Origin of the sequence: Zooshikella ganghwensis DSM 15267 (assembly GCF_000428585.1) — a bacterium.
Taxonomy (GTDB): domain Bacteria; phylum Pseudomonadota; class Gammaproteobacteria; order Pseudomonadales; family Zooshikellaceae; genus Zooshikella; species Zooshikella ganghwensis.
This window is the reverse complement of sequence record NZ_AUAF01000054.1, coordinates 19,855-29,352: the sequence shown is the minus strand read 5'-3', so window position 1 is coordinate 29,352 and position 9,498 is coordinate 19,855. Positions and strand designations below refer to the sequence as shown.

The window sequence follows — 9,498 nt, the reverse complement described above, 5'->3', positions numbered from 1 at the left end:
ATGGTGGATCAACTCCCTGAGAAATGGAGGGGACAGTTAAACCGGCTCCGACGGCGGGTGGAGACAACGATTGGTCAGCTAGTAGAAAGGTTTAATATTCAGCGAACCAAAGGCAGAACACTATGGAGCTTGACTAATCGAATTACCCGCAAGCTATTATCACACAGTTTGTGTGTATTATTTAATAGGAACCAAGGCAATGCTCCTCTTCAGTTAGCTAAATTAATAGGCTAAAAAGTCGAGCATCGCGTTAATATCTTTACCTTTAATTCCGGGTAGCCATATTATCTTATTTAAACCTAACAGAGGCATCAGCCAATCTTCAAACTCAGCTTTCGAAATACCTGGATTTCTATTTTTATTTAACGTACAACTTTCAGTAATGATGGCGGTACCTTGACCATCAACTTCTATCCCCCCACCTTCTAGTACCAGCCGGGTATTTAAAAGCTTAACACCAGCCTTACTGGCAACGAGTTTGGCTACCTTAGCGTCATGATTATGCTGCTGCTTATTGCCCCAACCATTAAAATTAAAGTCAACCGCGGCTTTTTGTCCTTGTTGTGTCATCACAAATACAGGCCCTGTATCTCGCATCCACAGGTCATTCAAATCCGCAACAACTAACTCTACCTTATCACCCACCATCTGTCGTGCTAAGTCATACTCACTCTCACGCACTAACATTGAAACAGGTTCATAATGAGCAATTGTTCGAGCAATTGTGGCTAGGTTTTGTTGTACGACTGGTAACAGTTCAGCTCCCCAGATAGATTCTTCGGCACCAAATGCCATCCACGTCCGCTCATGGGGCTGCCCTTCTTCAGGTGCAAATCAGTCCATGCTACTTTCAGGTTGCTCGCCAGCGACAAGGTTTTGCATACAAAAGCCTGTAACAAAAATACTTGTGTTATAAATAAAACGTCTTCTTGTCAGCATTATAATCCCCTTACCCACAAGTCCATTATGTAGCATAACAAGCTGATTAGTGACTTTATTATATTTTTTTAATTTATACCCTTCATAATGTATATACACCCACAACAAAGGAAATAAGCGAAAAAACGTACTCTACGAACCCTATTTAAAAGTATACTAAACACTTTTAAATAGGATTCTTTATTTTAAACGTTAATGATCAGATAGCCACAGAGCGAATCATACGTTTCATTTTTACAGGAGTTAACTCACGAATATCATACTGTTTCGCCAGTTGCATTATCAACGACTGCTGGGAGCGCTGACTATTGACAGCCAAGTCAATCTGGTAATAACGCTCATTTCGATCCAGTTTTGCTGAAAAGTTCATTATTTCAAAACCGCGTACACGACTTGTGTTAAGAATGCGCTCTAAGCACCCCGGGGTATTGCGAGCAACTAAATGTAAATTAAACTGTGGCATTTTTTGTACACTCCATCATTTCCGAATTTGCAGCACCAGGGGGAACCAGTGGCCAAACATTTTGCTGAGGGTCAATTTCTACATGTAATAAAAATGCGCCAGGAGCGCTTAGTAACGTTTGTAATGCATTTTTTATTTGATTTTTATGCTTGATATGGAGGGCAGGAATATTAAAAGCATTCGCAACTGCGACAAAGTCAGGATTATCATTTAACTCGACTGAGCTATATCGTTCCGTAAAAAATAGTTCCTGCCACTGCTTAACCATTCCCAGGCGATGATTATCAAAAATAATTATTTTAATGGGTAATCGATAACGATTTATTGTAGCTAGCTCCTGTATATTCATCATAATAGAGCCGTCACCAGAGAAGCAGATTACCGTACTATCAGGTTTAGCAAACTGAGCTCCTATCGCCGCAGGCAAACCAAAACCCATCGTCCCTAGTCCACCACTTGAAAGAAACTGTCTAGGATGGTGAACAGGATAATGCTGGGCCACCCACATCTGATGCTGGCCAACATCCGTTGTAATAATAGTATTATCAAAGACCAACTCTCCCAGTTCCTTAATAAGTGCAGGCGCATAAATACTTTCACCAGGATGATCATAACGCCAACAATGCGTCTGCCTTAAGGTTTGGCAATGTTGCCGCCAAGGACTAATATCCAATTTTTGGGACAGTGCTTTAAGGCTATGTTTTAAGTCACCATGTAAGATAACATCAGGTTGACGAAGTTTTCCGAACTCAGCAGCGTCAATATCCAAATGAATAACTTTTGCTTTTGGAGCAAATGTATCTAACTTTCCTGTTACACGATCATCAAATCGTGCCCCAACGCAAATCAAAAGATCACAACCTTGTACCGCTAAATTTGCAGCTTTGGTTCCATGCATACCCAGCATACCCAAATAATTTGGGTTTTGCTCCGTATCGTTTCCCAAGCCTTTTAATGTCACAACGGATGGAATTCCCGTCTCTTGTGAAAACGCTCTAAACCTTTCTACAGCATCAGCCAAAACTACGCCACCGCCACTATAAAGGACAGGCCGCTGACTTTGAGCAATTAAATTCTTAGCTTGGCGAATTGATTCATCACCGCAACAAACGGGCTCGTCAATCGTCATCTGCAAGTTTAACGGTACAATTTGAGCTAATTGAATATCCTTTGGTACATCAATTAATACTGGTCCGGGACGTCCAGACTGGGCAATAACCATTGCTTCTTCAAGGATTCGTGGCAGTTCTTGAATATTTTTTACGAGGTAATTGTGCTTAACGACAGGGATCGACATACCCAAGATGTCCACTTCTTGAAACGCATCTGTGCCAATTAAAGGTGAAGCAACTTGACCCGTTATAAATAACAGAGGGATAGAGTCCAGATAAGCATTTGCAATACCCGTAAGTAGGTTTGTAGCGCCAGGGCCTGAAGTTGCAAGACAAACCCCGAGTTTACCTGAGCTACGGGCATAAGCCTCTGCAGCCAAAGCAGCACCTTGCTCATGGCGACATAAGATATGGTCAAGCTGGCTATCATATAAAGCATCATAGACAGGCATGATTGCGCCACCAGGATAACCGAACAATGTTGAAACACCCGCCTGCTGTAATGCCTGAATAATATACTCTGCGCCATTCATGCTGTAATTACCATTAACTATTATAAGCTGCCAAAAAAAAACCCCCGGGGTTTTGCCTCGGGGGTTTTTAGGTATCCTTTCTTTAGTTGCTATGCAGGAAAACCCCCTCGTTGGTGAATAATCACCACGAGTTTAATAACCTTAATGAGTTTACCTACAAATAAATCGTACATATCAAAAACTAATGTCATAAACCTGTCTAAATTAGAGCTTCGCTAACCAACCGATTTAAAGCTCTAAACAATTTTCAAAAAAATATTGATGAAAATGAACGTTTTAAATAAATTCACCAACATTAATTAAGCTGCACAAACGTTCTATATAGACCTTGCCAACTCAACATAAATAAACCGCTTACTAGTCTAGCCGAATTTCACTGCAAGCAAGAGCAACACTTAATTCCTAGATGTACTTATCAATACACTTAACGAAATATATGCGTATAGACTGCTCTCTTACTAACTATGGCTTGCAGTGTCGAGCTATAACCAAATAACAGCATAGTTTGATGATGATTACAACCCTAAATTTAACTTTTTCCTATTAACTAGTTGAGTGAGACATCATCTTAGCCTTCTTCAGGACTATTTCTCACAACGTAATCTGACTGATGGTGATTTTTTAAACTGGCAGGGTGTATTCGTCTTATCTACACTTGTAATGTGAAACCTAAATGCTGGAGGAGCGCAATGATTCGGCATAAACATAGCTTGGTTGAAGAATTTCCTCATTATCGCGACAAAATTTCCCGCCTAAAGCAAGAAAATCCTGAGTTTGCAAAACTAGCAGCTGAGTACCATGAAATTGACCATCAACTCCATGGTTTGCAAATGCGAGAGATACCCATTGATGATGGCTTTTATGGCTCACTCAAAAGAAAAAGGGTTCATATTAAGGATCAAATTTATTCTGCCCTAACAGATTAATAACCCAAGAAATAAACAAGTAATTCTTTCTTGAAATGATGGTCAACACATCTTCTGTGGTAGAGTTATGGCATCAATTCTACAGGCGCGAACAATGTTAGTATTTTCATAGAGCCTTAGATAAAGAGCTATAACAATAACGTTAGGTCATTATGATTAAAGATTAAATCAGAACTGCCAAGCATCATACAATAGTAAGACCAGTAGCCTATTATGAATAGGCTACTGGAGAAACTCATTCGTTATCTTTTGTGTGACTAATTCAATTTGTCCAAAAATACATGTACTCATGTGACATAACCATATTGTTTCTTTACTTTATGATGTTACCTCTTTAAACAATAAGTAAATTAAGACAACTGTCGTTTTCATTAAAAAAGCTATTAACTAATTAAAAAACTGAGCCTTGAATAAAATAGATTAAAGAATAAAAAGCACCGTTGTAAGATTAACACACTAATTTTAATGCTAAGATATGAACAAAAGACAACACGGAGTGTAGCTCAGCCTGGTAGAGCATTGTCTTCGGGAGGCAAGGGTCGCTGGTTCAAATCCAGTCACTCCGACCAATAAAATCAAATAGTTAGCTCCCTACCCCCTCTACCCAAATCACCAAGTGTCACGCACTTGTCACGCAGATCGTCAAACCACCTTCCAACCCTAAGATCATTTTTCGACCAACAAAACACTTGGCACCAATTATTGAGGAGATTTAATGAACACCGATACTAAGTGTAAACAGTACCCAAGAATAATGACATACCATCCATAACCAATAAATGAAAATTCTTGATATTTTATAAACATCCAAAAATCCCCCGATTTAGAGCTTAATACACAAGCATATGTAAAAATTGAAAAAAAGCCTAACATCAAGAGGAGCAGCGTAACTGCTATGAAAGCACTTATTTTTTTCCAACCAATTATCAAGAGTACGCAAGATAGAAGAGAAGCTACTATAAAAATGAAAACGAATGGTCCTGCTTGAGCCAGCTCAAAAAAACTTTCGTAGGTTCTCTCTCCACGACTAGAACACCTGTCTGACAGGAATGGCAAAAAATATCCTGATACGCTTAATATACAGGCAATAACTCCAACGTTTTTACTCATACCAAACAACATAACTCCATTTAGTGAAGAATACACCGTTAACCCTCGTCTATAACAGGAATTATCAGACTACATATCACTTCCTTGACGAATATCCAGCCACTCCAGAAGCTCCATATTTTCAGGTTGCTCACAAGTATTGTACCCTTTAGTTTCTGACACATAGTCAACAACTGAGTTACCTATCATCTTATAAGTAAAAATAGGATCTTCATTATTCCCCTGAATTTCACCTTGATTTTTGCATGTCTTTTTTTCATAGGCTTTAGGTAATACATATACTGGTATATATGCCCCTGGTTTCACTATGATTTTTTCATGATCATAGTCACTTGTTAATGACTCTAAATTAATATCAACATTTTTAACATATAGATACCTAAGCTCTAAGTGAGGTAAAACACCTCTTTTTTTACCTGCCCATCCAGGATTTTGAATAATATTATCAATATATGATCTCATCCCTTGTAAGGCAGGATCAGAATAAGAATGTCTTAGTAATACATACGGAATGCTTTTTTTCTTGCCTTTAGCATCCTGAACATATACATCTTTCAGAAGATATCCGTAAGAATGCTTATAATTCGTATAACCAACAGGTTTTCCTTGGCGGTAAGGCCGCCAATAGTCTTCATTCCAATAATAATAAGAAACATCCTCAATTTTTTGAGGTAAACTATGTGGTTCGAAAATAACTTCAAAATCTTTAATAGTGATAAGCCTATACTTCGTTATTGAGCCTTTAGGTGGAGGGTAAGTGTCATTACTAAGGTTATGAACTAGTGTTGGTAATTGTGTTGCTACCAGAATGAGTAATAATGTTAATAACAGCCATTTTTTTGAAAAAAATAAAATAGCCTTCACTTTTTAGTGTCCTCTCTGACTTCACCTGATAAGGCTTTATCTCTACCCTTCTGAAGGACATAAACATACTTATCTAAAAAATATACAAGTTCTTCAGCCGGTTTTTCCTCTTTATAAAGCTTCAGAATATGCTCAGATGCTTTGAGGGCATCACTAGCACCTTCAATCTCATGAAGAATTTTTTCTTCGGTAGCCCATTTGTCATGGTGACCATGTTTGCTACTGGATTGCTTTGTATAGTCCTGAAACGAATAAATTTGATTAGAATAGAGATCGCGAATAGTATGCGCATGCGAATAACTATCCTGCACCATATGTAATAATTTTCCTAAGAAAAATAGCCCATAATCAAATGCTAAAATAATATTTTTTGCTGCAGGATAAGTTTTATTGATACTATTACTCGATCTTACCACTTTCTGACCTTTAAACTTCAAGGCCTTGGAGTACCATTCTTCGCCTTGAGTTAAAATATCTCGTTTAATTTCTCCATTTGTTACCTTGCTGCTATACGACATCGAATGCCATATTTGAAACTGCTGGTAATGAGACTGAAATGCAATATTATCCTCCAAACTTATTTTTGGAAGGTCAACACCCATCATATCTGGTAAGCTTTTTATTGGGAGATCTTTCAATTCATCCTCAATGATATGAATAACTTCCATTGCACCTAAATTTGAATAACAAGTTTCCACCTTGTAGGGGTCACTACATGGAACATCAGGCCATGCTACCCCTTTACGCAAAGCAGAGTCATAAAAAACACCTACATTATTCGCAGCACGCTTAGCTATAGCTTCATGAACTGCACCACCTCCACGGATCTTAAAAAACTCTACTTCTATTGTTTTTCCACTTTTTAAAGTGAGTTGTCCACGATCATCACTTTCACGATCTAGTGATAAGTATAGACTTTCTTCTCGTATGGCTTTATTTGCTGAAGCTAAGTCAGCATTTTTTGATGATCCGTCTGTTAATGTCAATGTCGCGAAGTATAAACTTTTATCTGAAAGTAATTCATTGTAATGAATAAAGTCAGCTGCAAAAACTCGGCCTTCATCCTCTGGCGGCTCAGGAACAAGGACTTGGCTTTGCTGGCGTATATAGTCGTCGATATAATGCCCATACTCTTCAACGAGCACCAAAAATAACAACCACTCAGCTCTTGCACTTTCCACCGCCTGATTAGCTAACTCTTTAGATACATATATCGTATTATCTGCATAGGCTCCCAACTCACCGCTACCCATTGAGGTTAGTTCAATCTTAGGTTTAGGAATATTGCCACTGCGTGCTTGTTTCCTTAACTCCTCAATTTCATCTAAAGGTATGTTGTTTCCAAAAATACTGCTAATCCCTATCCAAAAATAGGCTGAGTTTTCTAAGTAAGGTAATTTGAAGTGAATATCTATAGCTTCAACTTCAACCTCTTCCTGCTTTTCCTTTTTCTGATTAGTTGCAGTCTGCTCATTTACTTGAGCTAAGCTTCCTTTCGTTAGTCCTTTTACTGGACTAGATGACTTACTATTACTGGGCGCAAGATCGCTTGGTTGTGGTATCAGTGGATTTGCTTTTGCCCCCCTCCCAGGACTCCCACCGGCATTAATTCGCACCGTAGGGCCATTGATCTTCACCCCAGATGGATCAAGGGTGAAATAGCTGCCAGAGCCTGACACAGATAACTGCATACCTGCATCAAATACCATTTTGCCCGAGGATTTAATATGGATCTCTTTACCAGCTTCACGGTTATAATTGGTTTTAGCCTTTTCGGTAAACTTCTGTTTCACGGTAATATGCTGCTTTTTGAGCATATCTTCTTTCCAGGTACCATGGATGCTTTCGCTCAGTAGCTGCTTAATATGCACATGGTGTTGTTTATCGACGACTAAATGGCGGTCACGGTACACGCGCAGGTCTTTGTCATTCTCAATTTTTATATCCTGATCCCGCTCGCCATGGATAAAAATTTGCTCATCAGCCTTTTTATCTTCAAAACGTAGCTCATTAAATCCCTGTCCACCTGGCGTACTACAGGTTTTTACTGTCGTACGGGTTTTATTATCAGGTAATTTATAAGGTGGCTTATTGCGACCGTTATACATTACGCCTTTGATTAAAGGGCGATCAGGATCGCCATTGACAAAACTGATCAAAATTTCCTGACCAATGCGAGGTATTTGTAAAGCACCCCAAGATGACCCCGTCCAAGGCTGAGTAACACGCATCCAGCATGAGGACTTCTCATCTGCCTGACCGTCTTTATCCCAATTAAATTGGACTTTAATCCGGCCATACTGATCAGTATAAATTTCCTCGCCCTTTGGACCAACAACGGTGGCGTTTTGGACCCCTTCAAAACGATTACGTTTATTGACCTTAGGCTTAGGTGGTTTTGCTTTAAACTCTGTCGTTTTAGGGATACAAAGAAACTGTGTGGAATAACCACTAGGAGCATTACTGGCTCCTTCCTCTAAGGACTGTGGCTGTGAGCCTGTATGACGTACATCGAGTAACAGGTATTCCTGATTAAACACGGGATTATTATGGTCAGTCAATTTAAAGAGCTTACCCGCACTCAGATACACACAGTTACTCTCACCATGACCACACTCTGACGTAGCCTGAAAGGCTTTAAGTAACGTTTTTACTTGTTGCTGGCCTAGATCAGGCTCTTGGTATAAGCTTCCATGATGGTAGACCTCAAAATCACCTGATCCTGTTTGTTCTGATGTTTCAAGGTTCAATGAAGGCTTGGTAAAGTTATAATCCTTGAACGTGACCTTATTCGGCTGTAGTTTTGTCTGCAGACTAAAGTCATGAATAGCATAATCTCGCTTTAAAAGACCCGTATGCTTTATAAAAGGGATTTCGGGTGTTTCTGTTAAGCGCTTAAAAATAAACTGAGTGTCGCTAATTACCAACACATGGCGGTCGGCAGAAAAAAGAAAATGATAATGTAAGCCATCCTCTGCCAGTATCCGGTTAAAAAAGTCCAGATCACTTTCAGCATACTGTGTTGTGTATGTGCGTTGCGCTAAGGTTCCTGTGATTTCAAAGCGAAAATCATCTCCTTCAATTAACCCTGCATCCACTAATATCGTGCGCATCATTTGTTGCGCATCCTGCTGCTGAAAGATTTTTTGCTGGCTGCGGCGTGCTAAGCGATGGAGTTTTGGGGTTAACACCAACTGATAGGTAGCAAAACGACGACCCACATCCATCATCATTATGCTTTCAATACAGCCATGGACATGGCGGGGGGCTACTTCTTCAGCTAAGAGCGTTAAACAAGCAGACTTATTAATTAAGGTACTCGTCTCTAACTCAAAATTGGTCGTAGCTATAGTAACCACAAAATAAAATGGGGCTGAAACACGTTCTCTGCCGTCAAACTTAACGACTCGAAACTCATCATTACTACCTTGTACTGCAAACGTAAACAGGCTGGAGTTACCTAAACGCATACGGTTCCTTCTACTTCATACTTCACTGACCGGAGGCTAATTATCAGGGGAGTCCTTGTGTCTCAAAAGCAGGACACGTAG

The 9,498-nt window shown here is 39.4% G+C and carries 7 protein-coding genes, 1 tRNA gene and 1 pseudogene; 3 read left to right on the top strand and 6 right to left on the bottom strand.

Features of this window, described 5'->3' with window-relative positions; translation table 11 throughout:
- Positions 1-234, top strand: a pseudogene (locus tag F607_RS34645) (IS982 family transposase); the annotation flags it as partial.
- Here F607_RS34645 and F607_RS29625 read toward each other — a convergent pair.
- The 3 genes from F607_RS29625 to ilvG form a co-directional block, all read right to left on the bottom strand.
- Entirely contained in the window at positions 223-795 is a 573-nt protein-coding gene (locus F607_RS29625) for an agmatine deiminase family protein (RefSeq protein ID WP_051311457.1), read from the bottom strand. The pseudogene F607_RS34645 and the gene F607_RS29625 sit on opposite strands and share 12 nt — an antisense overlap.
- Before the next feature lie 343 nt (positions 796-1,138).
- Entirely contained in the window at positions 1,139-1,402 is a 264-nt protein-coding gene (locus F607_RS0113135; protein WP_027708453.1) for an ACT domain-containing protein, read from the bottom strand.
- Complete coding sequence (ilvG, locus tag F607_RS0113130) at positions 1,389-3,047, bottom strand: acetolactate synthase 2 catalytic subunit (RefSeq protein ID WP_027708452.1); 1,659 nt, start codon at positions 3,045-3,047, stop codon at positions 1,389-1,391. The genes F607_RS0113135 and ilvG overlap by 14 nt, the downstream gene beginning before the upstream one ends.
- 689 nt (positions 3,048-3,736) lie before the next feature.
- Here ilvG and F607_RS0113120 point away from each other — a divergent pair.
- Both F607_RS0113120 and F607_RS0113115 read left to right on the top strand, forming a co-directional pair.
- Positions 3,737-3,973, top strand: a complete 237-nt coding sequence (locus F607_RS0113120; RefSeq protein WP_027708451.1) for an HP1242/YdcH family protein — start codon at positions 3,737-3,739, stop codon at positions 3,971-3,973.
- A 492-nt stretch (positions 3,974-4,465) separates the two neighbouring features.
- Positions 4,466-4,542, top strand: a tRNA-Pro gene (locus F607_RS0113115).
- 130 nt (positions 4,543-4,672) lie between these two features.
- On the opposite strand, the gene F607_RS0113110 is transcribed toward F607_RS0113115, so the two are convergent.
- The 3 genes from F607_RS0113110 to F607_RS0113100 all read right to left on the bottom strand — a co-directional run bounded on the left by F607_RS0113110 (position 4,673) and on the right by F607_RS0113100 (position 9,417).
- Positions 4,673-5,083: a hypothetical protein gene (locus F607_RS0113110; RefSeq protein ID WP_157365466.1), complete on the bottom strand. Its 411-nt coding sequence runs from the start codon at positions 5,081-5,083 to the stop codon at positions 4,673-4,675.
- A 69-nt stretch (positions 5,084-5,152) separates the two neighbouring features.
- Positions 5,153-5,947, bottom strand: coding sequence for a hypothetical protein (locus F607_RS0113105; protein ID WP_027708449.1), 795 nt, complete (start codon positions 5,945-5,947; stop codon positions 5,153-5,155).
- Positions 5,944-9,417 carry a type VI secretion system Vgr family protein gene (locus tag F607_RS0113100; RefSeq protein WP_027708448.1) on the bottom strand — a complete coding sequence of 1,158 codons (3,474 nt, stop codon included), beginning with the start codon at positions 9,415-9,417 and terminating at the stop codon, positions 5,944-5,946. The genes F607_RS0113105 and F607_RS0113100 overlap by 4 nt, the downstream gene beginning before the upstream one ends.
- Positions 9,418-9,498 lie beyond the last annotated feature (81 nt).

Excerpts from the sequence above, each read along its gene's own strand:
- F607_RS0113135 (WP_027708453.1), bottom strand. The coding sequence starts at position 1,402 with ATGCCACAGTTTAATTTACATTTAGTTGCTCGCAATACCCCGGGGTGC.
- F607_RS29625 (WP_051311457.1), bottom strand. The coding sequence starts at position 795 with ATGGCATTTGGTGCCGAAGAATCTATCTGGGGAGCTGAACTGTTACCA.
- F607_RS0113120 (WP_027708451.1), top strand. The coding sequence starts at position 3,737 with ATGATTCGGCATAAACATAGCTTGGTTGAAGAATTTCCTCATTATCGC.
- ilvG (WP_027708452.1), bottom strand. The coding sequence starts at position 3,047 with ATGAATGGCGCAGAGTATATTATTCAGGCATTACAGCAGGCGGGTGTT.
- F607_RS0113110 (WP_157365466.1), bottom strand. The coding sequence starts at position 5,083 with ATGAGTAAAAACGTTGGAGTTATTGCCTGTATATTAAGCGTATCAGGA.
- F607_RS0113100 (WP_027708448.1), bottom strand. The coding sequence starts at position 9,417 with ATGCGTTTAGGTAACTCCAGCCTGTTTACGTTTGCAGTACAAGGTAGT.